A 23,551-nucleotide genomic window follows, 5' to 3' on the forward strand; every position below is an offset into this window, starting at 1 on the left:
TTCGGGCCCTGCCCTTCGCTATGGCTCCGGGCGTTCGTCGCTCGACATGCCAAATCGTTGGCTTTTTGTCCGCTACGCGGATCGCGCTCACCCTTGCCTTCTCGCCATGAAGGCCAGACGCTCGAACAGGTGCACGTCCTGCTCGTTCTTGAGCAGCGCGCCGTGCAGCTTGGGCAGCGCGTTCCTGGGGTCGGCGCGCAGGTCCTCGGGGGCCACGTCGTCGGCGACCAGGAGGCGGATCCAGTCGAGCGCCTCCGACGTCGAGGGCTTCTTCTTGAGGCCGGCGGTGTCGCGGATCTCGTAGAACTGGGTGAGTGCGGCCCGCACCAGGTTCTGCTTGATGCCGGGATAGTGGACCTCGACGATCCTGTGCAGCGTGTCGACGTCGGGGAAGCGGATGTAGTGGAAGAAGCAGCGGCGCAGGAACGCGTCCGGCAGCTCTTTTTCGTTGTTCGAGGTGATGATGACGATGGGCCGCACCTTGGCGCGGACCGTCTCGCCGGTCTCGTAGACGAAGAACTCCATGCGATCGAGTTCCTGCAACAGGTCGTTGGGGAACTCGATGTCGGCCTTGTCGATCTCGTCGATCAGGAGCACGACCTTCTTCTCGGCGGCGAAGGCGTCCCACAGCTTGCCGCGCTTGATGTAGTTGCCGATGTCGTTGAAGCGGTCGTCGCCGAGCTGGCTGTCGCGCAGCCGCGACACGGCGTCATATTCGTAGAGGCCCTGCTGCGCCCTGGTGGTGGACTTGACGTTCCACTCGATCATCGCGAGGCCGAGGCCGGCGGCGACCTGGCGGGCAAGCTCGGTCTTGCCGGTGCCGGGCTCGCCCTTGACCAGCAGCGGCCGCTCCAGCGCTATCGCCGCATTGACCGCCACCATCAGATCCCTGTCGGCGACATAGGCCGCCGTTCCTTCAAAGCGCATTCAAATTCCTCATAAGTGTCGCCGCGACCCTAAGGAGCGGGGCAGGCGCGCGCAAGCCTGATGACATCATCTGAAACCCCGAGAAGTCGACAGCATTCTGCACCATCCAGCCAGCCGAAGCGTTACGGCATGGATCCCCGGGTCTCCGCAGTTCGCTTCGCTCCTGCTTCGCCCGAGGATGACGAAGGCATGTTTGCCTCGGCCAAACTTCCACGTGTGCAATTGGCGTAAGGGGAAGAGCCTGCTGCCATTCAGCACCTGAGAGATTGGCGGCAACGCTCATGCCTTCGTCATCCTCGGGCGAAGCAGGAGCGAAGCGAACTGCGGAGACCCGGGGATCCATGCCGTAACGCTCAAGCTTCAGCTGCGGTCCAGACCCTCTCCCGGCGCCGCAAATATCGTTGCACGGCAAGCCGCATCGCCATGGCGCATCGCGAGGAGAGCGCCTATATTGGCATCGACGGTCTGCGCCTCGCGGCAGGAGAGCATTTTCCCCGGGGCCTTAACGATCCTTAGGGAGCTGTCCCTGGGAGGACCCGTGGGTTCTTTCATACGGCGCCCACCTACTTTGTAGGTCTCCGGGATCGACTTCTCCACCGGTCGTGTGGATCGTCACCCTCCCCACCCAGATAAAACCTGCCCACCCACGCCCTGTTTGCGGCGACTTCTGCGTTGCCGTTGCGGCAGCCGGTGTGCCAAACACTTGCGACGACAGAGAACGGGGCACATACCGGCATGACCTCACATCGCGAGATCAAGAAGAACCTGCGCAAGCAAGCGCTGGCGCGCCGCGACGCGCTCGACGAGTTCTGGCGCATCGAGGCCTCGCTCGAAATGGCCGAGACGGCGCGCGACAACATCCTGGTCGAGCCCGGCACGATCGTTTCCGGGTTCTGGCCGATGCGCTCGGAGGTCGACGTGCGGCCGATGATGTTTGCGCTGCGCGAGCACGGCGCGCGGCTGTGCCTGCCGGCGATCCTCGACAAGGCCACCATCGTCTTCCGCGAACTCGTACATGGCGCGCCGATGGTCGACATGGGCTTCGGCACCGTCGGGCCGCACGAGGAGGCCCCGGTGCTCGACCCCGACATCATGCTGGTGCCGCTGGCCGCCTTCGACGGGCGCGGCCACCGCATCGGCTACGGCGCCGGCTACTACGACCGGGCGATCGCCAGGCTTCAGGACAAGGGCAAGGAGCCGCGGCTCGTCGGCATCGCCTTCGACTGCCAGGAGGTCGAGCGGGTACCGGACGAAAACCATGACGTGATCATCCCCGAAATCCTGACCGAAAGCGGGTTGCGCCGGTTCGCCCCTGAATTGTAGATGAGGTCATGCGACTTCTTTTTCTCGGCGACATGGTGGGCAAGTCGGGCCGCACGGCGGTCTGGGAGCAATTGCCCGGCCTGATTTCAGATTTCCGGCTCGATTTCGTCATCGTCAACGGCGAGAACGCCGCCGGCGGCTTCGGCATCACCGAGGAGATCTTCCGCGAGACGATCAATGCCGGCGCCGACGTGGTGACCACCGGCAACCACGTCTGGGACCAGCGCGAGGCGCTGACCTTCGCGCCGCGCGAGGAGCGCTTCCTGCGGCCGGCGAACTTTCCCAAGGGCACCCCGGGCCGCGGCTCGGGCGTCTACATCGCCAGGAACGGCGCGCGCGTGCTGGTCTCCAACATCATGGGCCGGGTGTTCATGCATCCCGAGCTTGACGATCCGTTCCAGGCCGGGGAGCGCGAATTGGCCGCCTGCCCGCTGGGCGAGCAGGCCGACGCGGTGGTGATCGACTTCCACGCCGAGGCGACGAGCGAGAAGATGTGCTTCGCCCATTTCGTCGACGGCCGTGCCAGCCTGGTCGTCGGCACCCACACCCACCAGCCGACCGCCGACCACCAGATCCTCAACGGCGGCACCGCCTATCTGACCGACGCCGGCATGTGCGGCGACTACGATTCCTCGCTCGGCATGGACAAGGAGGAGCCGCTGAACCGCTTCCTGTCGAAGGTGCCGAAGGGCCGCTTCGAGGCCGCCCATGGCCCGGCGACCATCTGCGGCGTCGGCGTCGACATCTCCGACCGGACGGGCCTCGCCGAGCGCATCGCGCCATTGCGCCGCGGGCCGCGACTCGAAGAAACCGTCCCGTTTTTCTGGTCCTGACATTGACGCGCGGCCAGTGGATGCCTACTTGCCCGCCCATCGTCAGCAGATGTTAGAGCGGCCGCAACGCCGCTCGTTTGCCATTCTGACCACTTCATAAGGACTGGGGACACTTAGATGATGGAATTTTTGACACCGTATATCGGCTTCATCAACGATCCCACCGCCTGGGTGGCGCTGCTGACGCTGGTGGTGCTCGAGGTCGTGCTCGGCATCGACAACCTGATCTTCATCTCGATCCTGACCAACAAGCTACCCGAACAGCAAAGGGCGTCGGCGCGGCGGCTGGGCATCGGCGCCGCGCTGGTGATGCGTCTGGTGCTACTGGCGACGATCTCCTTCATCGTCGCGCTGACGGCGCCGGTCTTCACCGCATTCGGCAACGAGTTCTCCTGGCGCGACATCATCCTGATCGCCGGCGGCCTGTTCCTCGTCTGGAAGGCGACCAAGGAGATCCACCATTCGGTCGACCCCGAGGACCACAAGGACGACATGGTCTCGCGCACCCTGCAGCTGTCGCTGGGCGGCGCCATCTTCCAGATCCTGCTGCTCGACCTGGTGTTCTCGATCGACTCGATCATCACCGCCGTCGGCATGACCGACGAGATCGGCATCATGTACATCGCCGTCATCGTCGCGGTTTCGGTGATGCTGCTGGCTGCCACCCCGCTCGCCAAGTTCATCGAAAAGAACCCGACCATCGTGATGCTGGCGTTGGGCTTCCTGCTGATGATCGGCATGACGCTGATCGCCGACGGCCTCGGCTTCCACGTGCCCAAGGGTTACATCTACGCGGCCATGGGCTTCTCGGCGCTGGTCGAAGGCCTCAACATGCTGCAGCGGAACCGGGCGCGGAAGCGCAGGAGCGCAGGCGGGCACTGACCAGGGACAGGAACGGCGGGCAAATTGCCCGCCGTATTTCGTTTCAAGTGGCGGCAAGCCCCGCGGCATGGGCCGCGAGATTGTCGAGGTGATGCCGCCAGCCGGCGGCGTGGTCGGCCATGAGCCGCGCGCGCCGACCGGCCGGGTGGACCTGCCAACCGTCGTGGACGAGTTCGACGCGGGCGCCCGAGGGGGCTTCGGAAACGGCGAAGGCGACGGTGGTCGGGCCGGGCCAGTCGTCGTCGGCCCAGCTCAGCAGCAGCCGCGTCGGCGGTTCGAAGGCGAGCACGCGCCCCGAGGTCACCACCTCGCGGCTGCCGTTGCTCCAGGTCTCGCGGAAGCTGCCGCCCAGGACGGGCTCCAGCGTCGCGTAGGCGCCCCACCAGCGGGCGATATGGGCGTTGTCGGTGATCAGCGACCAGGCGATTTCGGTCGGCACCGGCAAGTCGACCGACAGCCTGATCACCCCATCTTTTGCCAGGTCTCCGGCTCCCACGATCGTCTCCCTCACCAGACGTTCATTTGCGTTCGCTGGTGGTCGGCAGTTCGCCGCGCATCTCGCTCGGGTAAAAGCCTTCGCGCAGGTTGATGCCGTATTCGAGCCAGGCCTTCATCGCCGACAGCATCTCGGCCCAGCCCTCGCAGTTGCCGTAGGACGCCTTGCGGCCGACCTCGTCCTCGACCCAGCCCGACTCTGAGATGGTGACGAAGGTCGAGCCGTCCTCGAGCACCTCGAAGCCCATCTCGATCCTGGTCTTGTAGGCCGGCTGGCCCGGCGCCACCTCGGCGTCCCAGCGCAGTACGATGCGCGTGTCCAGCTCGACCGCCTCGACCTCGACCGGCACCGAGCCCCACCATGTGACGGTGGTGCCGGCTACCAGGGGCGCACTCGCGCCGCGGATGGTGGTGAAATAGGCGCTGAGCTTCTTCGGATTGACGACGGCGTCGAACACCTCATGGACGGGCTTGGCGATGCGCCCCGAAACCTTGAATTCCAAGGACATAAAGAACCTCCTGTGCTTGCACCGACAGGGATTATGTTATAAAAACATAACATGTCAATCGAATCGAAAGACGACAATGTTTTCAAGGCCCTGGCTCATCCACGCCGGCGCCTGATGCTCGATTGCCTGAAGGAAGGCCCGCTGACGACGGGCGCGCTGTGCGAGCGCTTCGACGACATGGACCGCTGCACCGTGATGCAGCATCTGAAGGTGCTGGAGGAGGCCGAGCTGGTGGTGGCGAGACGCGAAGGGCGCGAGCGCTGGAACCACCTCAACTCGATGCCGATCAAAGAGATCCACGACCGCTGGATCGGCGAATACGCCAGCCACGCCATGTCGATCCTGGACCGGCTGAAACGCGACCTGGAAGGCTGAGGGCGAGCTTCCTCCGCTCCAGCAAGCAGCCTAGGCGACCTTCGCCTTGCGCGCCTCGATGGCGGCACCATGCTCCTTGCCCCAGACGGCGAGCGGTACCAGCGCATCGTCGAGCGACTGGCCGAGCGGCGTCGCCGAATACTCCACCCTGGGCGGCACCTCATGGAACACCTCGCGATGGACGAGGCCGTCGGCCTCCATCTCGCGCAGTTGCTGGATCAGCATCTTTTCGCTGATGTCGGGCACCAGCCGCTTGAGCTCGCCGAAGCGGCGCGGCTCGGTATGCACCAGCCAGAGGATCAGCGCCTTCCACTTGCCGCCGATGACCTGGAATGCGGGGCCAAGGCCGCAACTTTCCGGCTGCATCTTTGCCATGAAATCCTCAATTCTTACTTTGAAGTCAGTACCTTACAAAATTGTAGGTACTTGTTGGAACGAAAGCAATGCATAGGTTCTGCAGCACGCCGCGAACGGATCGCGGCCCGAATTCGAAAGGACAAGAAATGGAACCTGTGCTCTTCTACGGCGTGCCCCACGGCTGCTCGTTCGGCTCGATCGTGGCGCTCGAATGGCTCGGCCAGCCCTACCGGCTGCACCGCATCGACATGTTGTCGAAACGCTCGGAAGGCTTCGCCAGGGTGAGCCCGCTCGGCCAGACGCCGGCAATGGTCGACAGCTACGGCCGAACGCTGACCGAAAGCCTGGCAATCCTGCACAACATCGCCGCGCGCGGCCTCGACAAGGGACTGGGCTTCGCCCAGGGCACCATGGAGTTCGACGAACTCAACTGGATGCTCTCCTACCTGCACACCACGCTGCACTCGGCGCTGGGCCATGCCTGGAACGCCTTCAAGCTGGACAAGGACGACACGGCCGGCCGCGAATTCCTGCGCAAGCTGGCGAAGGAAAAGGCGGCAGGCGCCTACGCCTATCTGCAGGGCGTGCTCGAAGGCAGCGAATGGCTGGTCGGCGACAGGAGGACGGTGGCCGACGCCTACTTCATCGGCATCGCCCGCTGGGGCGAGGACCTCGAGCTGTTCGACCTCGAGAGCGAGTTCCCCGGCATGCACAACCACATGGCCAGGCTCGAGGCCGATCCGGCCGTGATCTTCGCCCATGCCATCGAGGACGAGACGCCTGCGGTGACTGCCGGCGGCTTCCTCGGTCACATCGACATCGAAGAGATAGCGCCGCGCATCGCCGCGTAGCGCGCGAGCCCCCGCCGGCCGAGGCTGGCGGGGGCATCGGCAGATCCCTGCCCCGTGGTGCCCTTAGGTCCTCAGCGGCAGGACGCGATCCGGCGGCCGGTGCCCGTCGACATGGGCGCGGATGTTGATGATGACCTTCTCGCCCATGTCGATGCGGCCTTCGATGGTGGCCGAGCCCATGTGCGGCAACAGCACCACCTTGCCCTTGGCGGCGAGCTTGAGCAGCTTCGGGTTGACCGCCGGCTCGTGCTCGAACACGTCGAGCGCAGCACCAGCGAGCTTGCCGTCCTGCAGCATCTTGACCAGCGCTTCCTCGTCGATGATGTCGCCGCGGGCGATGTTGACGAGATAGGCGTGCGGCTGCATCAGCGCCAGCCTGCGGCCCGAAAGCAGGTGGAAGGTCGCCGGCGTCGACGGACAGTTGATCGAGATGATGTCCATGCGGGCAAGCATCTGGTCGAGGCTTTCCCAGTAGGTCGCCTCCAGCTCGTCCTCCACCGACTGCAGCACGCGGTGGCGGTTGTGATAGTGGATGGAGAGCCCGAAAGCCTTGGCGCGGCGGGCGACCGCCGTGCCGATGCGCCCCATGCCGACGATGCCCAGGCGCTTGCCCCAGATGCGGCGGCCGAGCATCCAGGTGGGCGACCAGCCGGCCCATTTCTTGTCGCCGGTGAGGATGTTGGCGCCCTCGGTGAGGCGGCGCGGTGCCGCCAGCATCAGCGCCATGGTCATGTCGGCCGTATCTTCGGTCAGCACGTTCGGCGTGTTGGTGACGGTGATGCCGCGCTTGGCGGCGGCGGTGACGTCGATCTTGTCCACGCCGTTGCCGAAATTGGCGATCAGCTTGAGATTGGGACCGGCCTGCTCGATCAGGGCTGCGTCGATCGTGTCGGTGACCGTCGGCACCAGCACGTCGGCTTCCTTCACCGCGGCGACGAGTTCCGGCTGCGTCATGGGCCGGTCGTCGACGTTGAGTCGAGCGTCGAACAGCTCGCGCATGCGCGTCTCCACCGGGTCCGGCAGCTTGCGCGTGATGACGACGAGAGGCTTTTTCCGGCCGGTCATGCTTTCCTCGACGAAGATCCCGTTGAGACCTCTTTAACCAAGAGCGGTGAAACTGGAAACCAGTCACCGGACGGGAATCTGTGTAACAAGCAGCGCCGCCGAAGACAAAGAAAAAGGGGCGCCCGCCGGCCGAAGAGCCCAGGGCGCGAAGATCAAATAGAGGTTACACAGGTGTCTGGTTTCGCGTCGCTTCGTTTGGCCGTCTGCGCAGCACTGGTCGGTCTGGCCCTGGTTTCGCCGAATGCCGGTTTCATCGCCCAGGCGGGCGCGGCGCAGGACAGCCGGGTCGGCCCGAGCGGCCTGCCGCTGCCGCGATTCGTCAGTCTCAAGGCCGGCAAGGTCAATTCGCGTGTCGGCCCCGGCGTCACCTACGCGGTGGACTGGATGTACCTCAAGCCCGGCCTGCCCATGGAGATCATCCAGGAATACGACAACTGGCGGCGGGTGCGCGACGCCGACGGCGCCGAGAGCTGGATCAACCAGTCGATGCTGTCGGGCCATCGCACCGCGATCGCCGCCCCCTGGCAACGCGGCAAGGACGCCCAGATCACCCTGCTCTCCGAGCCCGAGAAGAACGCACGCACCGTAGCCCTCATCGAGCCCGGCGTCGTCGGCTCGATCAAGCGCTGCAACGGCGAATGGTGCGAAATGACCTTCGCCGGCAAGGATGGTTGGCTTGCCCAGTCGCAGCTCTGGGGCGCCTATCCCGGCGAGGCGATCGACAACTGAGGGATTGCCCGGAAGCGGGCGGCCCGGGCCTGTCAGGCGGGGCGCTTGGAGCGCAGCCTCACCACGATGTCGACATTGGCGATCTCCATGCCTTCCGGCGGTTCCGGCAGGTTGGAGACGGTGACCGCGCTCGACTCGATGTCGAACACCCGATTCTCGCCCTCGACGTAGAAGTGGTGGTGGTCCGAGGTGTTGGTGTCGAAGTAGGTCTTCGCCCCTTCGACGGCCAGGATGCGCAGCAGGCCGGCCTCGGTGAACTGGTGCAGCGAATTGTAGACGGTGGCGAGCGACACCGGCACGCCGGCGTTCAGCGCTTCCTCGTGCAGTTCCTCGGCCGACAGATGACGGTCACCCTTGGCGAACAGGAGTTCAGCCAGCGCGATGCGCTGCCGCGTGGGCCTCAGCCCCGCGTCGCGGACGCGCGTTTCCACAGCCATGCATGCCTTGCGGGAGTCCACCTGTCGCCTCGCCGAAGTTCGCCTTTTTCACTCATGCGGAGCCCGCCGAGCCCGGATATTCTGCCGGCAAGCCATTTTCGACATATATTCGGTAGCTCACATGCGATCAATAGCGCGCATTGACCGGGGCAGATGGTCGCGCTAAGCGCAAACGCCGGTTTCCGGCTGGAGACAGTCTGTGCTAGTGAGAGCACACAAGAAGGGCGTGACGCCGCCCGAAATCTTTGCGACGGGGAAGGTATTCATGGCCGATCAGAAATCCAGCTACGGCTACGAGGAACTGCTGGCCTGCGCCCGCGGCGAACTGTTCGGACCCGGCAATGCCCAGCTGCCTGCTCCGCCGATGCTGATGTTCGATCGCATCACCGAAATCAGCGAGACCGGCGGCGAATTCGACAAGGGCTTCGTCCGCGCCGAGTTCGACATCAGGCCGGACCTGTGGTTCTTCCCCTGCCACTTCATCGGCAATCCCATCATGCCGGGCTGCCTCGGCCTCGACGCCATGTGGCAGCTGACCGGCTTCTTCCTCGGCTGGCTCGGCGAGCCGGGCAAGGGCATGGCCCTCTCCACCGGCGAGGTGAAGTTCAAGGGCATGGTCACGCCTTCGGTCAAGAAGGTCGAATACGGCATCGACTTCAAGCGCGTCATGCGCGGCCGCCTCGTGCTGGGCATCGCCGATGGCTGGTTGAAGGCCGACGGCGAACCTATCTACAAGGCCATAGACCTCAAGGTCGGGCTCTCGAAGCAGGAAACTGCGGCCGCCTGATTGGCCCCATACACTGGACCGGAGATTTTCATGAGACGTGTCGTCGTAACGGGCCTTGGCATCGTATCGTCCATCGGCAACAACGCCGACGAGGTGACGGCGTCACTGCGTGACGCCAAGTCCGGCATCAGCTTCTCCAACGATTTCGCCGAGCACGGCTTCAGGTGCCAGGTCTGGGGTGCGCCCAACCTCGACACGACCGACCTGGTCGACCGCCGCGCCGCCCGCTTCCTGTCGCAGGGCGGCATGTGGAACCATGTCGCCATGAAGCAGGCGATCGCCGACAGCGGCCTCGAGGAAAGCGTCGTTTCCGGCAACCCGCGTACCGGCATCATCATGGGCTCGGGCGGCCCCTCGACCCGCACCATCGTCGAGGCAGCCGAGATCACGCAGAAGAACAACAGCCCCAAGCGCATCGGGCCGTTCGCCGTGCCGAAGGCGATGTCCTCGACGGCCTCGGCGACGCTCGCCACCTGGTTCAAGATCCACGGCGTCAACTATTCGATCTCGTCGGCCTGCTCGACCTCGGCGCATTGCATCGGCAACGCCGCCGAGATGATCCAGTGGGGCAAGCAGGACGTCATGTTCGCCGGCGGCCACGAAGACCTCGACTGGACCATGTCGAACCTGTTCGACGCCATGGGTGCGATGTCGTCCAAGTACAACGACCGCGCCTCGGTCGCCTCGCGCGCCTATGACGCCAACCGCGACGGTTTCGTCATCGCCGGCGGCGCCGGGGTGCTTGTTCTCGAAGAGCTCGAGCATGCCAAGGCGCGTGGCGCCAAGATCTACTGCGAGCTGGTCGGCTACGGCGCGACCTCCGACGGCTACGACATGGTCGCCCCCTCGGGCGAAGGCGCCATCCGCTGCATGCGCCAAGCACTGTCGACGGTGAAGGGTCCGGTCGACTACATCAACACGCACGGCACCTCGACGCCGGTGGGCGATTCGAAGGAAATGGGCGCCATCCGCGAAGTCTTCGCCGACAAGCTGCCCAACATCACCTCGACCAAGTCGCTGACCGGCCATTCGCTGGGTGCCGCCGGCGTGCAAGAATCGATCTACTCGATCCTGATGATGCAGGGCGGCTTCATCGGCGAAAGCGCCCATATCGAAGAGCTGGACCCCGAGTTCGAAGGCATGCCGATCGTGCGCAAGCGCATCGACAACGCCAAGATCGATACCGTGCTGTCCAACTCCTTCGGCTTCGGCGGCACCAACGCCACGCTGGTTTTCCAGCGCCTCTCCGCATAGGGACACCAATATGGACGGACTGATGAAGGGCAAGCGCGGGCTCATCATGGGCGTCGCGAACGACCATTCGATTGCCTGGGGCATTGCCCAGAAGCTCGCCCAGCACGGCGCCGAACTGGCCTTCACCTACCAGGGCGAGGCCTTTGGCCGCCGCGTCAAGCCGCTGGCCGAGAAGGTCGGCGCCGAGATCCTGGTCCCCTGCGACGTCGAGGACAGCGCCTCGGTGGCAGCCACCTTCGAGACGCTGAAGGAGAAGTGGGGCGGCATCGACTTCCTGGTGCACGCCATCGGCTTCTCCGACAAGAACGAGCTCAAGGGCCTCTACGCCGACACCACGCGCGAGAATTTCGTGCGCACCATGGTGATCTCCTGCTTCTCCTTCACCGAGGTGGCCAAGCACGCGGCCGCCCTGATGAACGAGGGCGGCTCGATGATCACGCTGACCTATGCCGGCTCGGTGCGCGTCATGCCCAACTACAACGTCATGGGCGTAGCCAAGGCGGGCCTCGAGGCCAGCGTGCGCTACCTCGCCAACGATTACGGCCCGCGCGGCATCCGCATCAACGGCATCTCCGCCGGTCCGGTGCGCACGCTTGCCGGTGCCGGCATCTCGGATGCGCGCCACATGTTCTCCTACCAGCAGCGCAATTCGCCGCTGCGCCGCACCGTGACCATCGACGAGGTCGGCGGTTCGGCGCTCTACCTGCTGTCGGACCTGTCGTCGGGCGTGACCGGCGAGATTCACTATGTCGATTCGGGCTACCACATCGTCTCGATGCCGACGCTGGACGAACTCAAGCAGATGGACGGCGGCCGCGACTGAGAAATCGGCCGTTCGCTAAAATTGTAGACATTCGCAGCAAGCGACCTTAACTCGCGAATCGGTAGAAAAACCGCGCAAGTTGGGAAACATTACGCATGCCTGCCGCCAGGAACCCCAGCCGGAGCAAGTTGTTTCGGCTCGTGACGATCGCCAGTTCGGGGCTGGGCGCCTTCGTATTGTCGGTATGGGGCATGCGGTACGCCTGGGGCAGCCAGGTTGCCGGCCTGCCGAGCGAGACGGTCGCCGCCGTCATCGCCGCCCTGTGCGCGCTGGCCGCCTCGATTGCGGCGATGTCGTTCTTCGCCGGCGTCGACGAATCCGCCGACTACGTCTTCAACGAAACCAATTTCGACAAGCTGACCGGGCTGTTGGCCCGCACCGCCATGGTCGGCAAGATCGCCGAGGCCGCCTCGGCCACCGCGCGCACCGGCAGGCCGGTGTTTCTGATCGACGTCGACATCGACCGCTTCAAGCAGATCAACGATGCCATTGGCTATTGCAACGGCGACGCACTGATCCGCGCCTTCACGGAACGGCTGACGGCCGCATTGCCGCGCGACGTGGTGGTGGGACGCATCGGCGCCGGCGAGTTCGCCATCCTCTGCCCCGACAGCCAGGTCGACGGGTCGCTGGAAGCGACGATCGAGCGCACCATCGAAGACCTCATGCGGCCCTATCCGCTGCCCTCCCACGTCCAGTCGGTGAACGTGTCGATCGGCGTAGTGGCGATGCCCAAGGATGGCTACGACCCCGTCCAGCTGCTGCGCCGCTCGAACCTCGCGCTGCAGAACGCCCGTGCCAGCGGCATCGGCAGCTGGGCCGTCTTCCAGCCGGACATGGGCAAGGTGGCCGAACAGCGCCAGTGGGTGGAATCGGAACTGCACGTCGCGCTCGAGCGCGGCGACTTCGACCTGCACTACCAGCCCCAGCTCGACCTCGCCGCGGGCCGCATCGTCGGCTACGAGGCGCTGATCCGCTGGCGCCACCCCGAGCGCGGCATGATCCCCCCGGCCGATTTCATCTCCGTGGCGGAGGAGACCGGCATGATCGCGCCGATCGGCGAATGGGTGCTGCGCAAGGCCTGCATCGACTCCCGGCTGTTGCCGGACGACTGCTTCGTGGCCGTCAACATCTCGCCGGTGCAGTTCATGACCCGCGACTTCGTCGGCCTCGTCGCCAAGATCATCACCGACACGGGCATCGAGCCCAGGCGCCTGGAACTCGAACTGACCGAATCGGCGATGATGCAGGACCGCGACCGGGCGGCGGAAATCCTCAAGCAGCTGACCGCCATGGGCATTTCTGTGGCCGTCGACGATTTCGGCACCGGCTATTCGAACCTCGCCTATCTGATCGACTTCAACTTCCACAAGCTCAAGATCGACCGCGCCTTCGTCAGCCGCATGGAGACGGACACGAACTCGGGCGCCGTGGTGTCGACCATCGTCGGGCTTTCGCGCGCGCTTGGCGTGCGCACCATCGCGGAAGGCGTGGAAACCGAGACGCAGGCGACGCTGCTGCGCGCGGCCGGCTGCCAGGTCGTGCAGGGCTATCTGTTCGGGCGCCCTGCGCCGCTGACCATCAGCGAGATTCCGGCCGCAAGCGCCGCCAGCATCCACTGAGGCCCGCTTGCCCTTCTTCGAATAGCGAAGGCACAATTCCAGTCGGAGAAGCGCGCCTGCACGTTTCCGAGTTATTGGCTTGGCCGCCGGCTGTCAGCGCCGCGCGGTCCAGATCCTGAAGCCGCCCTCGACGGCCAGTTCCTCATGCCAGGCAAAAGCCCCTGCCAGCACCGGCTGGTAGGGCAGATGGCGGTTGGCGACCATGTAGAGCCGCCCGCCCGGCTTGAGCGCCGCCGAGGCCGCGCGAATCATGCGCTGGCCGACCTCCGGATCGCCGTCGCGGTCCTGGTGGAAGGGCGGGTTCATCACCACCATGTCGAAACGCCGTTCCACGGGCTCCTTGAGCAGGTCCTGCCAGTGGAAGCGGGGTTCCATGCCCTCCACCTGCAGATTGCGCCTGGCGGCCTCCAGGGCGTCGTAGTCGGCCTCGAAAAGTTCGAGCGCCTTGAGCTCCTTGGCCTTCGCCGCGACTTCCGCCGCGACATAGCCCCAGCCGGCGCAGAAGTCGGCGACCTTGCCCTTGATGTCGTCAGGCAGATACTCGACCAGAAGACGCGAGCCGGTGTCGATGCGGTCGAATGAGAACATGCCAGGCGCGGTGTGGAAGCGGCCGTCGACCAGCGTGTCGGGATTGTCGGCACGCAACGCCGCTGCAGCCGCGAGCGCTGTCGCATCGCGGCGGAACCACAGGACCGTGCCGTGATACTTGGGCAGGTGGTCGGCGATCTCGACCAAGCCGCCCAGGCGCTTGCGCAGGCTGGCGATGCCATCTTCCTTGCCGCCCGCCACGACGATCGTGCCCCCCTCGCCCGTCCGCTCGATGGCGTCGGCGATGCGCAGCTCGTTGAGGCCACGGTGGCGACCGGCCAGCACCAGAGCCAGCTCGTAGCCCTCGCCCTCGGCACGCTGGGTCACATGGTGCCCGGCCGACTGCAGCGAAGCGAAATAGGGTCGGAAGCCCTGGACCAGGGACAGCGCAGCGCCGAACCCGTCAGGCAGCCTGAAGCCCGGTTCCGCGCCGAGAAACAGCGCGCGCGAACCCTTCGCCGGCAACGGCAGCGCCTCGGCCTCGAAGGGATAGAACAGGGTTTTCAGTGCATCGCGCGACATGACGATTTCCTCGGAGCTCGCGTTTCTTCCCACCCCCCTCTGGCCTGCCAGCCATCTCCCCCTCAAGGGGGGAGATTGGTTGCCACATCCGCCTTCGCCAATCGCCAACGTCGCCGCAAGACGCCGAGGCCGAAGCTGATCTCCCCCTCGAGGGGGAGATGGCCGGCCCTTCGACAAACTCAAGACCAGAGAGGGGGGGGTGGGGGAAAGTTCCGCCCCTCGAACGTCGAGCGCCTCCCAAGAGGCCCGACCCGCAAAGCAAAACGGGCGCGACCTTACGGCCGCGCCCGCCTCATATCGGCTGTCGAGGCGATCAGGCGGCGGTTTCTTCGCCTTCGGCCTTCTTTTCCTTGGCGATTTCCTTGCCGGTGGCCTGGTCGACGACCTTCATGGACAGGCGGACCTTGCCGCGCTCGTCGAAGCCCATCAGCTTGACCCAGACCTTGTCGCCTTCCTTGACCACGTCGGAGGTCTTGGCAACGCGGTCGTTGGCCAGCTGCGAGATGTGGACGAGGCCGTCGCGCGGGCCGAAGAAGTTGACGAAGGCGCCGAAGTCGGCGGTCTTGACGACCGTGCCCTCGTAGATCTCGCCGACTTCCGGCTCGGCCACGATGGTGTGGATCCACTTCTTGGCCGCCTCGATCTCCTTGGCGTTCGACGAAGCGATCTTGACCGTGCCGTCGTCCTCGATGTTGATCTTGGCGCCGGTCTTCTCGACGATCTCGCGGATGACCTTGCCGCCCGAGCCGATCACTTCGCGGATCTTGTCGGTCGGGATCTGCATGACCTCGATGCGCGGCGCGAACTCGCCCAGTTCCTTGCGGCCCTCGGAGATGGCATGGGCCATTTCGCCGAGGATGTGGATGCGGCCGTCCTTGGCCTGGTCGAGGGCGATCTTCATGATCTCCTCGGTGATGCCGCTGATCTTGATGTCCATCTGCAGCGAGGTGATGCCGCCGGCGGTGCCGGCCACCTTGAAGTCCATGTCGCCGAGGTGATCCTCGTCGCCCAGGATGTCGGAGAGGACCGCGAAGCGCTCGCCTTCCTTGATCAGGCCCATGGCGATGCCGGCAACCGGCTTCTGCAGCGGAACGCCCGCGTCCATCAGCGCCAGCGAGGTGCCGCAGACGGTGGCCATCGACGACGAGCCGTTCGACTCGGTGATCTCCGAGACGACGCGCAGCGTGTAGGGGAACTGCTCGGCAGCCGGCAGCATCGGGCGGACGGCGCGCCAGGCGAGCTTGCCATGGCCGATTTCGCGACGGCCGGGCGAACCCATGCGGCCGGTCTCACCCACCGAGTAGGGTGGGAAGTTGTAGTGAAGGAGGAACTTCTCCTTGTACATGCCGGTGAGCGCGTCGACATACTGCTCGTCTTCGCCGGTGCCGAGCGTGGCGACGACCAGCGCCTGGGTCTCGCCGCGGGTGAACAGCGACGAACCGTGGGTGCGCGGCAGGACGCCGACTTCGGAGACGATGGCGCGGACCGTCGAGAGGTCACGGCCGTCGATGCGCGAACCGGTGTCGAGGATGTTCCAGCGCACGATCTTGGCCTGGAGTTCCTTGAACACGGTGGCGACCTGCTCGGACGACCACTTAGGAGCCTCCTCGCCCTCGGCGGCGAAGGCAGCCTTGACCTTGGCCTTGGCGGCGTCGACGGCGGCGTAGCGGGCCTGCTTGTCGATGATCTTGTAGGCGGCGCGGAGATCGGCCTCGGCGAGGGCCAGCATCTCGGTCTCGAGCTCGGAATAGCTCGGCGCGGTGAAGTCGCGCGGTTCCTTGGCGGCCACTTCGGCCAGCTTGATGATCGCGTCGATGACCGGCTGGAAGCCCTGGTGGCCGAACATGACGGCGCCGAGCATGATGTCTTCCGGCAGCTCCTGGGCTTCCGACTCGACCATCAGGACGGCTTCGTTGGTGCCGGCGACGACGAGGTCGAGCTTCGATTCCTGCATCTCGTCGATGTGCGGGTTGAGCACGAACTCGCCGTTGATGTAGCCGACGCGGGCGCCGCCGATCGGGCCCATGAAGGGCACGCCCGAAAGTGTCAGCGCCGCCGAGGTGGCGACGATCGACAGGATGTCCGGATCGTTCTCGAGGTCGTGCTGGACGACGGTGACGACGATCTGGGTGTCGTTCTTGTAGCCGTCGGCGAAGAGCGGACGGATCGGACGGTCGATCAGGCGGGAGACCAGGGTCTCCTTCTCGCTCGGACGGCCTTCACGCTTGAAGTAGCCGCCCGGGATCTTGCCGGCTGCGTAGGTCTTTTCCTGGTAGTTGACGGTCAGCGGGAAGAAATCGAAGCCCGGCTTCGGCTCCTTGGCCGAGACGACCGTGGCAAGCACGATGGTCTCGCCGTAGGTGGCGAGAACGGCGGCGTCGGCCTGACGCGCGATCTTGCCGGTCTCGAGGATGAGCGGGCGGCCGCCCCATTCGATTTCGACTTTGTGTTGGTTGAACATGTCCTGTCCTTCGTAGCGGGAACGGCGGAAGCCGCCATGCGGCGCGCCTGTTCCCTGTTTGGCGCCAGCCCGGAAGCCTCATGGCTTCGACTGGGGGCTGTGCGCCTGGCTTCGGTTTGGCCAGCCACGGGCAAGACAACAAGAGGCTCGGCGAAGATGCGGGCCGCTCAGAAGCGGCCGACCGAACGTCCTGCAATCCTGCCCCATGACCGTCCATGGGCGGTTCGGGCGCGTCAGCGTGGCGCTCCGGAACCGTTCTCGGTGCGACCTTGCCCCTGTGGCGGGATCGGACCGATGGACCGCCGGATCGGCAGCCCGAATGCACGACCGGCGGGTTCCCTTCGCGGAGAACCCGCCGGTCAATTCATCAGCGGCGGAGACCGAGCTTGTCGATCAGCGTCTGATAACGGGCGTCGTCCTTGCGCTTGAGGTAGTCAAGCAGGCTGCGACGCTGGGAAACGAGCGCCAGAAGGCCACGGCGGGAGTGGTTGTCCTTCTTGTGGTCCTTGAAGTGCTCGGTCAGGTTCTTGATGCGCTCGGAGAGGATGGCAACCTGGACTTCCGGCGAACCGGTGTCGCCCTTGACGGTCGCGAATTCTGCCATCAGTTCCGACTTGCGCTCGGCAGTGATCGACATCGTGTTTTTCCTTTCGATCTTGAGGAAACGGGTCGCCCACGGCCGGGATGTCGTCCAGCTGGGGCCGGTGAACAAAGCACCCGAAAGCGCAATGTTGCGGCGCATATAGTGGAATTCGGCGGCAAAAGCCAGCTATTTTGCGAGCCGGCTTGCCAGGCCGTCAAATCCACTTGCGCAGGCGGAATATCACCAAGAGCACGATCGCCACCAACGCCATGAAGCCGAGGGCGGCCGGATAGCCGTAGTAGGACAGCAGCTCCGGCATGTTCCACGGCGAGGATGCGGGATCGAAGTTCATCCCCCAGATGCCGGCAAGGAAGGTCAGCGGGATGAAGATCGCCGAGACGATGGTCAGCACGGCGATGATCTCGTTGGTGCGCGCCTGCGCCAGCGACAGGTGCATCTCGATGAGGCCTATCATGGTCTCGCGCTGGGATTCGACCGTTTCGGTCAACCGGATCGAATGGTCGAGCGTGTCGTTGAAATAGACCTTGGTCTCGGGCGAGATGAAGGCAGCGTCCGAGCGGATCAGCGCGGTCAGCGCGTCGCGCAGCGGCCAGATCGTGCGCTTGAGCAGGTTCGTCGCCCGGCGCAGGCCGTGCAGCTGGCTGATGTGGTGCTTCTGCGGTGCGGCCAGCAATTCGTCCTCGATGGCGTCGAGCTTGTCGCCGGTGGCGTCGACGATCGGGAAATAGCTGTCGACGACCGCGTCGATCAGCGCATAGGCGAGGTAGTCGGCCTTGCCGTTGCGCAGCCTGCTCGGGTTGGAGGTGCGGATGCGCTGCCGTACGGGCCCGAACGGATCGCCCTCGCGCTCCTGGAAGGTGACGACGAAGTTTTCGCCGAAGAAGAAGGAGATCTGCTCGTAGCGACCAGTCTTCACGTCGTCGATCATGCTGAGGATGAAGAAGGCATAGTCGTCGAAGAAGTCGGCCTTGGGTCGCTGGCCGGTGTTGACCACGTCCTCCAGCGCCAGCGTGTGCAGGCCGAAGATCCGGCCGATCTCCTCGATGAGCGCGATATTGGCGAGGCCGACGCAATCGAGCCAGATCAGCGGCCACTGTTCGCACGCGGCCTCGACATCGCCAAGGCTGGCATTGTCGATGAATTCGCAGGCGTCGGGGGAAATGAGCGTGAGATTGAGAGCCGACTGACGCGCCGAAGGATCGGCAATCAGAGTCCCCGGCGAGGCACCGACCGGTGCCCGCCTTGCATGTCGGGGTTCGCGCTTCAGGGTCTTGTTTGCCTCGGTCATCGCGCCTTGCTCAGGGAATCACCGCCATGATCCAAGCGGAAACCGCGGCCGCAAACAAGCATCAGGCGGTGAACACGCGCTTCGGCTTGAACATGCCCTGCTCGATGGCGCCGATGGCGACCAGGCGTCCGCGCGCGGTGGCGCAGGCTTCCTCGGCCTCGACGGGCGCGTCGCGGCCGCGCACGATGACCGGATTGCCGAGCCTGATCTTGTTGGCGGCCTCGTCGGTGACGGCGACCTGCGGCAGGCAGTCGAGCGCGGCCGAGGTGTCGACCACGAACTCGTCGATCGCCTGGAAATCCCAGCGGCCTTCCTCGCCCTCCGGCTGGCCGGCGGCGCGCGCCGCTTCCAGCTCGGCGATGGTGACGAAGTCGTCGGCCGTGAAGGGCTCGACCTCGGTGCGGCGCAGCTCCGCGATGTGGCCATAGCAGCCGAGGTCGCGGCCCATGTCACGGGCCAGCGAGCGCACATAGGTGCCCTTGCCGCACTCGACTTCGAAGACGGTGCGGTCGGCGCTGTTCTCGACGATGTCGAGGCGGCCGATCTCGATCTCGCGCGCCGGGATGTCGACGGTCTCGCCCTCGCGGGCGAGGTCGTAGGCGCGCTCGCCGGCGATCTTGATCGCCGAGAACTGCGGCGGCGTCTGCATGATGACGCCGGTATATTTCGGCAGGAGCGCGCGGATCTCGGCCTCGCTCGGACGATTGTCGGAGCTCCTGGTCACCGGACCTTCGAGGTCGTCGGTCGACCGCTCCTCGCCCCAGGCGACGGTGAAGCGATAGATCTTGGCGCCGTCCATGACGTAGGGAACGGTCTTGGTGGCCTCGCCCAGCGCGATCGGCAGCATGCCCGAGGCGAGCGGATCGAGGGTTCCGGCGTGACCGGCCTTCTCGGCGTTGAACAGCCACTTCACCTTGGACACGGCCTCGGTGGAGCCCATGCCCACCGGTTTGTCCAGCACCAGCCAGCCGGAGACGGGCCGGCCTTTCTTCTTGCCGCGACGCGACATGTCAGTCTTCCTTGTCTTCCTCGCCGTCCAGGTCGCGCGCCACTTCGGGCGAGCGCAGCAGATCGTTGATCTTGGCGAAATTGTCGTAACTGGTGTCCAGCCGGAAACGGAATTCCGGCATGTATTTCATCTGCCTGAGGGCGAATGAAACGCGGCCACGGATGAATTTGGCATGCTTGTTGAGCGCCTCGATGACCGCCGCCGGCTCCTTGGCGCCGAGCGGCGACACGAAGGCGGTGGCGATCTTGAGGTCGGGCGACATACGCACCTCGGAGATCGAAATCACCGTCGTCTCGATCAGCGGATCGAGAATTTCGCCCCGCTGCAGCATTTCGGACAGCGCATGGCGCACCTGCTCGCCGACGCGAAGCTGGCGCTGGGAGGGGCCTGAGTTCGTAAAACGGGACATGGTCCTGAATATCCAAATGTCGCAGGGAGCGGACTGGGACCGCGTTCACTGCTGCACGAAAACGGACGGCGGCCGAACGGCCACCGTCCAAACGGTTAGACTAATGCCAGAGGCCTAGAGCCTCCTGGTCACCATCTCGACGCGGAAGCACTCGATGACGTCACCCTGGCGGATGTCTTCGTAGTTCTGGAAGGCCATGCCGCACTCCTGGCCGACCGGCACTTCGGAGACTTCGTCCTTGAAGCGCTTGAGCGTCTTGAGCGTGCCTTCGTGGATGACCACGTTGTCGCGGATGAGGCGGACGCCCGCACCACGTTCGACCTTGCCTTCGGTGACGCGGCAACCCGCGACCTTGCCGACCTTGGTGATGTGGAACACCTCGAGGATCTCGGCATTGCCGATGAAGGTCTCGCGGCGTTCCGGCGACAGCAGGCCCGACATCGCATCCTTGATGTCATCCACGAGGCTGTAGATGATGTTGTAGTAGCGGATCTCGACGCCTGCCTGCTCGGCGGCGTGGCGCGCCTGCGCATTGGCGCGGACGTTGAAGCCGATGATCGCAGCACCCGACGTCTCGGCGAGCGTGACGTCGCTTTCGGTGACCGCGCCAGCGCCGGCATGGACGATGCGGGCACGCACCTCGTCGGTGCCGAGCTTGTCGAGCGCGGTGACGATCGCTTCGACCGAACCCTGCACGTCGCCCTTGATGATGAGCGGGAACTCCTTGAGACCCGAGGACTGCAGCTGCGACATCATCTGCTCGAGCGAGCCGCGCTGGGTGGCGTGCCTGGCGACGGCCTTGTCACGCGCCAGACGCTGGCGGTACTCGGTGATCTCGCGGGCGCGCGCCTCGTTGTTGACCACCGCGAAGCGGTCGCCGGCCTGCGGCGTGCCCTGCAGGCCGAGGATCTCGACCGGCATGGACGGCGGGGCCTCTTCGACATGCGTGCCACGGTCGTCGACCAGGGCGCGGACGCGGCCCCACTGGTTGCCGGCGACGAGGATGTCGCCCGGCAGCAGCGTACCGGTCTGGACCAGCACGGTCGCGACCGGACCGCGGCCCTTGTCGAGCTTAGCCTCGATGACCACGCCCTCGGCCGTACGGTCGGGGTTGGACTTGAGGTCGAGCACTTCGGCCTGCAGCAGGATGGCCTCGAGCAGCTTGTCGAGACCCTTGCCGGTCTTGGCCGACACCTCGACGTCGAGCGTTTCACCGCCCATCGATTCCACGAAGACCTCGTGGCGCAGCAGGTCGGTGCGCACCTTCTGGGCATCGGCCGACGGCTTGTCCATCTTGTTGATGGCCACGATGATCGGCACGCCGGCAGCCTTGGCATGGCTGATCGACTCGATGGTCTGCGGCATGACGGCGTCGTCGGCCGCGACCACCAGGATGGCGATGTCGGTCGACTGGGCGCCGCGGGCGCGCATCGCGGTGAAGGCAGCGTGGCCGGGCGTGTCGATGAAGGTGATCTTCTGACCGTTCTTCTCGACCTGGTAGGCGCCGATGTGCTGGGTGATGCCGCCGGCTTCGCCGGACACGACATTGGCGTTGCGGATGGCGTCGAGCAGCGAGGTCTTGCCGTGGTCGACATGGCCCATGATGGTGACGACAGGCGGACGCGACACCAGGTCCTCGGTGCGGTCGGCGATGTCGAACAGGCCTTCCTCGATGTCGGACTCGGCTACGCGGCGGACCGTGTGACCGAATTCGCCGGCAACCAGCTCGGCCGTATCGGCGTCGATGACGTCGCCCGGCTTCAGCATCTGGCCCTGCTTCATGAAGAACTTGACGACCTCGACGGCGCGCTCGGACATGCGCTGTGCGAGTTCCTGGATGGTGATGGTCTCGGGAAGGACGACCTCGCGCACGATCTTCTCGCGCGTTTCCTGATGCATCGCGCGCTTGAACTTCTCCTGGCGGCGACGCATCGCCGACAGCGAGCGCGAACGCGCGTCGCCATCAACGGATGACAGTGCCGTATTGAGCGTCAGCTTGCCGCGACGACGATCGTCTTCGGTCTTGGTCTTGGCCGGACGGGCAACCTCGGGGGTCGCGATGCGACGCACCGGCGTAGCAGCACCGGCACCAGCGCCCGCGCCAGCACCTGCTCCACCGCCGCTGCCGCCACCGGGGCGGCCGCCACGCGGACGGGCAACTGCTTCTTCTTCGTCGGCGGCACTGGCCTGGACGGCGGCAGGCGCACGACGGCGAGCCTCTTCCTCGGCGCGGCGGCGGGATTCGGCTTCCGTCTTCAGACGGGCTTCTTCCTCGGCCTGGCGACGGGCCGACTCTTCGCGTTCCTTGCGGCGGCGCTCGTCTTCCTCGGCGCGGCGGCGCGTGTCTTCCGCGGCACGGGCGCGTTCTTCCTGTTCGCGGACGACCGAACCCTCAAGCGCGCGACGGCGAGCTTCCATCTCGCCACGCGACAGCTCGTTCAGCACCATGCCGGAGCGTTCCGGCTGGGGGCGAGGCGTCTCGCGCACCACCGGTGCGACGTTGACGGGCGCTGCCTGCTGGGGCTTCGGCGCGACGATCGTCGGCGCGGGAGCCGGCGACGGTGCGGGCTCATGCCTGTCGCCAGGCATGGAGAATTTGCGCTTCTTGGTCTCGACGACGACCGCCTTGGTGCGGCCATGCGAGAAATTCTGGCGCACGGTTCCCTGCTCCGCGCCCGGGCGCTTCAGCGTCAAGGTCTTCTTCGGAGTGACGCTCAACGTCTTGTCATCGCCCGATTTGGTGTCGCTCATTCCATATCCTCTGCGGCATCATCTTCGTCGGCAATCGCCGCAATCATTGCCAGATCATCCGGGGATCCGCCCCGATATCGGTCAAGCGCAACCATGCGCTTTGCGACCGTCTTGCCCGCGTCTCCCGCGAGAACGGCAGCATGTATCACATTTGTTGCCCCCAATGCCAAACCCAATTCCGCTTCGGAAAAAAGTTTGTAGGCGGGCGTGGCAGGGCCGCCGAGATAGACTGTCGCCCTGCGGGCCTGGGTGATCTTGCGGACGCCATCCTCGGCGCCCTCGTAGGCGTGAAGCACCAGAAGCGCTTTTCCGGCGCGTACGGCAGTGTCGACCTTGGCGGCGCCGAGCGCAACGAGCCCGGCCTTGCGGGCAAGCCCGAGCGCGCCGAGCGCCGATTTTGCAAGCAGTGCGTCCACCATGGCGCCCAGGTCGGCCGGAACGACGACCGGCTTCTTGAAGGCGCGGGCGAACATGCCCTTGGCCGCAGCCTTGTCGACATGTAGGCGGTCGGCCGTCACCCAGCAACCGCGGCCGGGCAACTTTCTCTTCAGATCGGGAAAAACAGTCGAATCGGGACCGACGACGAAACGGATCAGATCATCCGTTTCGCCGCGCTGGCGCGTAACGATGCAGGTGCGATCGTTCATCTC

General features: G+C 65.3%; 24 protein-coding genes and 1 other RNA gene. 11 read left to right on the top strand and 14 right to left on the bottom strand.

Annotated features, from left to right (window positions below; all coding sequences use genetic code 11):
- Positions 1 to 87: 87 nt before the first annotated feature.
- Entirely contained in the window at positions 88 to 927 is an 840-nt protein-coding gene (locus AmiPiv_RS12925) for an AAA family ATPase (protein WP_340037872.1), read from the bottom strand.
- Positions 928 to 1,386: 459 nt separating this feature from the next.
- On the opposite strand from AmiPiv_RS12925, the gene ssrS reads away from it, so the two are divergent.
- The 4 genes from ssrS (at position 1,387) to AmiPiv_RS12945 (ending at position 3,965) form a co-directional block, all read left to right on the top strand.
- A non-coding RNA gene (gene ssrS, locus AmiPiv_RS12930) (6S RNA) lies at positions 1,387 to 1,542 on the top strand.
- A 120-nt stretch (positions 1,543 to 1,662) separates the two neighbouring features.
- Positions 1,663 to 2,250 (top strand): 5-formyltetrahydrofolate cyclo-ligase, encoded by a 588-nt coding sequence (locus AmiPiv_RS12935; protein ID WP_340037873.1) that lies wholly within the window; start codon positions 1,663 to 1,665, stop codon positions 2,248 to 2,250.
- 8 nt (positions 2,251 to 2,258) lie between these two features.
- A complete protein-coding gene (locus AmiPiv_RS12940; RefSeq protein ID WP_340037874.1) occupies positions 2,259 to 3,083 on the top strand; it encodes a TIGR00282 family metallophosphoesterase in 825 nt (274 codons plus the stop codon).
- A gap of 117 nt (positions 3,084 to 3,200) precedes the next feature.
- A complete protein-coding gene (locus tag AmiPiv_RS12945) occupies positions 3,201 to 3,965 on the top strand; it encodes a TerC family protein (RefSeq protein ID WP_340037875.1) in 765 nt (254 codons plus the stop codon).
- Between the two features lie 43 nt (positions 3,966 to 4,008).
- Here AmiPiv_RS12945 and AmiPiv_RS12950 read toward each other — a convergent pair whose 3' ends face one another.
- Positions 4,009 to 4,461, bottom strand: coding sequence for an SRPBCC family protein (locus AmiPiv_RS12950; protein WP_340037876.1), 453 nt, complete (start codon positions 4,459 to 4,461; stop codon positions 4,009 to 4,011).
- Between the two features lie 22 nt (positions 4,462 to 4,483).
- A complete protein-coding gene (locus AmiPiv_RS12955) occupies positions 4,484 to 4,969 on the bottom strand; it encodes an SRPBCC domain-containing protein (RefSeq protein ID WP_340037877.1) in 486 nt (161 codons plus the stop codon).
- 51 nt (positions 4,970 to 5,020) lie between these two features.
- Between AmiPiv_RS12955 and AmiPiv_RS12960 the strand changes: the two genes are divergently transcribed.
- A complete protein-coding gene (locus tag AmiPiv_RS12960) occupies positions 5,021 to 5,344 on the top strand; it encodes an ArsR/SmtB family transcription factor (RefSeq protein ID WP_340037878.1) in 324 nt (107 codons plus the stop codon).
- A 30-nt stretch (positions 5,345 to 5,374) separates the two neighbouring features.
- Here the strand turns inward: AmiPiv_RS12960 and AmiPiv_RS12965 are convergent, their stop codons facing one another.
- A complete protein-coding gene (locus AmiPiv_RS12965) occupies positions 5,375 to 5,719 on the bottom strand; it encodes a winged helix-turn-helix transcriptional regulator (protein ID WP_340037879.1) in 345 nt (114 codons plus the stop codon).
- Between the two features lie 128 nt (positions 5,720 to 5,847).
- Here AmiPiv_RS12965 and AmiPiv_RS12970 point away from each other — a divergent pair, with 128 nt between their 5' ends.
- Entirely contained in the window at positions 5,848 to 6,552 is a 705-nt protein-coding gene (locus tag AmiPiv_RS12970) for a glutathione S-transferase family protein (protein ID WP_340037880.1), read from the top strand.
- A gap of 63 nt (positions 6,553 to 6,615) precedes the next feature.
- On the opposite strand, the gene AmiPiv_RS12975 is transcribed toward AmiPiv_RS12970, so the two are convergent.
- Positions 6,616 to 7,617: a 2-hydroxyacid dehydrogenase gene (locus tag AmiPiv_RS12975; protein ID WP_340037881.1), complete on the bottom strand. Its 1,002-nt coding sequence runs from the start codon at positions 7,615 to 7,617 to the stop codon at positions 6,616 to 6,618.
- Positions 7,618 to 7,788: 171 nt separating this feature from the next.
- Between AmiPiv_RS12975 and AmiPiv_RS12980 the strand changes: the two genes are divergently transcribed.
- The gene (locus AmiPiv_RS12980; protein WP_340037882.1) at positions 7,789 to 8,346 is read left to right on the top strand and encodes an SH3 domain-containing protein; all 558 of its coding nucleotides are present in this window, start codon (positions 7,789 to 7,791) and stop codon (positions 8,344 to 8,346) included.
- A gap of 32 nt (positions 8,347 to 8,378) precedes the next feature.
- Here the strand turns inward: AmiPiv_RS12980 and irrA are convergent, their stop codons facing one another.
- Positions 8,379 to 8,783 carry an iron response transcriptional regulator IrrA gene (gene irrA, locus AmiPiv_RS12985; protein ID WP_340037883.1) on the bottom strand — a complete coding sequence of 135 codons (405 nt, stop codon included), beginning with the start codon at positions 8,781 to 8,783 and terminating at the stop codon, positions 8,379 to 8,381.
- 265 nt (positions 8,784 to 9,048) lie between these two features.
- On the opposite strand from irrA, the gene fabA reads away from it, so the two are divergent.
- The 4 genes from fabA (at position 9,049) to AmiPiv_RS13005 (ending at position 13,269) form a co-directional block, all read left to right on the top strand.
- A complete protein-coding gene (gene fabA / locus AmiPiv_RS12990; protein ID WP_340037884.1) occupies positions 9,049 to 9,570 on the top strand; it encodes a 3-hydroxyacyl-[acyl-carrier-protein] dehydratase FabA in 522 nt (173 codons plus the stop codon).
- Between the two features lie 30 nt (positions 9,571 to 9,600).
- Positions 9,601 to 10,824: a beta-ketoacyl-ACP synthase I gene (gene fabB / locus AmiPiv_RS12995; RefSeq protein ID WP_340037885.1), complete on the top strand. Its 1,224-nt coding sequence runs from the start codon at positions 9,601 to 9,603 to the stop codon at positions 10,822 to 10,824.
- Between the two features lie 10 nt (positions 10,825 to 10,834).
- On the top strand, positions 10,835 to 11,647 hold the full coding sequence (gene fabI, locus AmiPiv_RS13000) for an enoyl-ACP reductase FabI (RefSeq protein ID WP_340037886.1): 813 nt from the start codon (positions 10,835 to 10,837) through the stop codon (positions 11,645 to 11,647).
- A gap of 95 nt (positions 11,648 to 11,742) precedes the next feature.
- Positions 11,743 to 13,269 carry a putative bifunctional diguanylate cyclase/phosphodiesterase gene (locus AmiPiv_RS13005; protein WP_340037887.1) on the top strand — a complete coding sequence of 509 codons (1,527 nt, stop codon included), beginning with the start codon at positions 11,743 to 11,745 and terminating at the stop codon, positions 13,267 to 13,269.
- Positions 13,270 to 13,362: 93 nt separating this feature from the next.
- On the opposite strand, the gene AmiPiv_RS13010 is transcribed toward AmiPiv_RS13005, so the two are convergent.
- From AmiPiv_RS13010 to AmiPiv_RS13045, 8 genes are all read right to left on the bottom strand, one after another.
- Positions 13,363 to 14,379: a class I SAM-dependent methyltransferase gene (locus tag AmiPiv_RS13010; RefSeq protein ID WP_340037888.1), complete on the bottom strand. Its 1,017-nt coding sequence runs from the start codon at positions 14,377 to 14,379 to the stop codon at positions 13,363 to 13,365.
- A gap of 313 nt (positions 14,380 to 14,692) precedes the next feature.
- Positions 14,693 to 16,840 carry a polyribonucleotide nucleotidyltransferase gene (pnp, locus tag AmiPiv_RS13015; protein WP_340037889.1) on the bottom strand — a complete coding sequence of 716 codons (2,148 nt, stop codon included), beginning with the start codon at positions 16,838 to 16,840 and terminating at the stop codon, positions 14,693 to 14,695.
- Between the two features lie 367 nt (positions 16,841 to 17,207).
- Positions 17,208 to 17,582: a 30S ribosomal protein S15 gene (gene rpsO / locus AmiPiv_RS13020; protein ID WP_340037890.1), complete on the bottom strand. Its 375-nt coding sequence runs from the start codon at positions 17,580 to 17,582 to the stop codon at positions 17,208 to 17,210.
- Between the two features lie 55 nt (positions 17,583 to 17,637).
- Entirely contained in the window at positions 17,638 to 18,732 is a 1,095-nt protein-coding gene (corA, locus tag AmiPiv_RS13025; protein WP_340037891.1) for a magnesium/cobalt transporter CorA, read from the bottom strand.
- Between the two features lie 61 nt (positions 18,733 to 18,793).
- Entirely contained in the window at positions 18,794 to 19,741 is a 948-nt protein-coding gene (gene truB, locus AmiPiv_RS13030; RefSeq protein ID WP_340037892.1) for a tRNA pseudouridine(55) synthase TruB, read from the bottom strand.
- Between the two features lies 1 nt (position 19,742).
- Positions 19,743 to 20,150 (bottom strand): 30S ribosome-binding factor RbfA, encoded by a 408-nt coding sequence (rbfA, locus tag AmiPiv_RS13035; protein ID WP_340037893.1) that lies wholly within the window; start codon positions 20,148 to 20,150, stop codon positions 19,743 to 19,745.
- 114 nt (positions 20,151 to 20,264) lie between these two features.
- Entirely contained in the window at positions 20,265 to 22,901 is a 2,637-nt protein-coding gene (gene infB / locus AmiPiv_RS13040; RefSeq protein WP_340037894.1) for a translation initiation factor IF-2, read from the bottom strand.
- The gene (locus tag AmiPiv_RS13045) at positions 22,898 to 23,548 is read right to left on the bottom strand and encodes an RNA-binding protein (RefSeq protein ID WP_340038106.1); all 651 of its coding nucleotides are present in this window, start codon (positions 23,546 to 23,548) and stop codon (positions 22,898 to 22,900) included. The genes infB and AmiPiv_RS13045 overlap by 4 nt, the downstream gene beginning before the upstream one ends.
- Positions 23,549 to 23,551: the final 3 nt, after the last annotated feature.

It is taken from the genome of Aminobacter sp. Piv2-1 (genome assembly GCF_037625995.1).
In the GTDB taxonomy this organism is placed as follows: Bacteria; Pseudomonadota; Alphaproteobacteria; order Rhizobiales; family Rhizobiaceae; genus Aminobacter.

Excerpts from the sequence above, each read along its gene's own strand:
- AmiPiv_RS12925 (WP_340037872.1), bottom strand. The coding sequence starts at position 927 with ATGCGCTTTGAAGGAACGGCGGCCTATGTCGCCGACAGGGATCTGATG.
- AmiPiv_RS12935 (WP_340037873.1), top strand. The coding sequence starts at position 1,663 with ATGACCTCACATCGCGAGATCAAGAAGAACCTGCGCAAGCAAGCGCTG.
- AmiPiv_RS12940 (WP_340037874.1), top strand. The coding sequence starts at position 2,259 with ATGCGACTTCTTTTTCTCGGCGACATGGTGGGCAAGTCGGGCCGCACG.
- AmiPiv_RS12945 (WP_340037875.1), top strand. The coding sequence starts at position 3,201 with ATGATGGAATTTTTGACACCGTATATCGGCTTCATCAACGATCCCACC.
- AmiPiv_RS12955 (WP_340037877.1), bottom strand. The coding sequence starts at position 4,969 with ATGTCCTTGGAATTCAAGGTTTCGGGGCGCATCGCCAAGCCCGTCCAT.
- AmiPiv_RS12960 (WP_340037878.1), top strand. The coding sequence starts at position 5,021 with ATGTCAATCGAATCGAAAGACGACAATGTTTTCAAGGCCCTGGCTCAT.
- AmiPiv_RS12965 (WP_340037879.1), bottom strand. The coding sequence starts at position 5,719 with ATGGCAAAGATGCAGCCGGAAAGTTGCGGCCTTGGCCCCGCATTCCAG.
- AmiPiv_RS12970 (WP_340037880.1), top strand. The coding sequence starts at position 5,848 with ATGGAACCTGTGCTCTTCTACGGCGTGCCCCACGGCTGCTCGTTCGGC.
- AmiPiv_RS12975 (WP_340037881.1), bottom strand. The coding sequence starts at position 7,617 with ATGACCGGCCGGAAAAAGCCTCTCGTCGTCATCACGCGCAAGCTGCCG.
- irrA (WP_340037883.1), bottom strand. The coding sequence starts at position 8,783 with ATGGCTGTGGAAACGCGCGTCCGCGACGCGGGGCTGAGGCCCACGCGG.
- fabA (WP_340037884.1), top strand. The coding sequence starts at position 9,049 with ATGGCCGATCAGAAATCCAGCTACGGCTACGAGGAACTGCTGGCCTGC.
- fabB (WP_340037885.1), top strand. The coding sequence starts at position 9,601 with ATGAGACGTGTCGTCGTAACGGGCCTTGGCATCGTATCGTCCATCGGC.
- fabI (WP_340037886.1), top strand. The coding sequence starts at position 10,835 with ATGGACGGACTGATGAAGGGCAAGCGCGGGCTCATCATGGGCGTCGCG.
- AmiPiv_RS13005 (WP_340037887.1), top strand. The coding sequence starts at position 11,743 with ATGCCTGCCGCCAGGAACCCCAGCCGGAGCAAGTTGTTTCGGCTCGTG.
- AmiPiv_RS13010 (WP_340037888.1), bottom strand. The coding sequence starts at position 14,379 with ATGTCGCGCGATGCACTGAAAACCCTGTTCTATCCCTTCGAGGCCGAG.
- pnp (WP_340037889.1), bottom strand. The coding sequence starts at position 16,840 with ATGTTCAACCAACACAAAGTCGAAATCGAATGGGGCGGCCGCCCGCTC.
- rpsO (WP_340037890.1), bottom strand. The coding sequence starts at position 17,582 with ATGCGCCGCAACATTGCGCTTTCGGGTGCTTTGTTCACCGGCCCCAGC.
- corA (WP_340037891.1), bottom strand. The coding sequence starts at position 18,732 with ATGACCGAGGCAAACAAGACCCTGAAGCGCGAACCCCGACATGCAAGG.
- truB (WP_340037892.1), bottom strand. The coding sequence starts at position 19,741 with ATGTCGCGTCGCGGCAAGAAGAAAGGCCGGCCCGTCTCCGGCTGGCTG.
- rbfA (WP_340037893.1), bottom strand. The coding sequence starts at position 20,150 with ATGTCCCGTTTTACGAACTCAGGCCCCTCCCAGCGCCAGCTTCGCGTC.
- infB (WP_340037894.1), bottom strand. The coding sequence starts at position 22,901 with ATGAGCGACACCAAATCGGGCGATGACAAGACGTTGAGCGTCACTCCG.
- AmiPiv_RS13045 (WP_340038106.1), bottom strand. The coding sequence starts at position 23,548 with ATGAACGATCGCACCTGCATCGTTACGCGCCAGCGCGGCGAAACGGAT.